The organism is Mesorhizobium caraganae, from assembly GCF_016836705.1.
Lineage (GTDB): Bacteria > Pseudomonadota > Alphaproteobacteria > Rhizobiales > Rhizobiaceae > Mesorhizobium > Mesorhizobium caraganae.
The window spans coordinates 1-472 of record NZ_JAFCGY010000127.1; the positions used below are offsets into that span (position 1 = coordinate 1).

Genomic DNA, 472 nt, shown 5'->3' on the forward strand with positions numbered 1-472 from the left:
TCGCCATTCCTTCCACGCCGATCACCATGGTCGATATGTCGATGTCGATGTTCTCTTACGGCATGTTAGAAGTTAATCGCCTGGCAGGTCGTCAGCTCCCGGTAGATGGTGGCTTTGATGATGAGGGCAATTTGACCAAAGAACCTGGCGTTATTGAGAAAAATCGCCGCATTTTGCCGATGGGCTACTGGAAAGGTTCGGGCATGTCGATTGTGCTGGATATGATCGCTACCCTCCTTTCTGACGGCGCATCGGTTGCCGAAGTCACCGAGGACAACAGCGACGAATACGGCATTTCACAAATTTTTATTGCCATTGAAGTGGACAAGCTTATCGACGGTCCCACCCGCGATGCCAAACTGCAACGCATTATGGATTACGTTACCAGTGCCGAGCGTGCTGACGAAAACCAGGCTATTAGTTTACCCGGCCACGAATTTACTACCCTGCTGGCAGAAAACCGCCGTAACGG

Annotated in this window: 1 protein-coding gene; it reads left to right on the forward strand. The window is 51.3% G+C overall.

The window, feature by feature from the left end:
* Positions 1-472, forward strand: a 472-nt coding sequence (locus JQK88_RS35600; protein ID WP_203281261.1) for an Ldh family oxidoreductase, incomplete at both ends; no start/stop codon positions are given.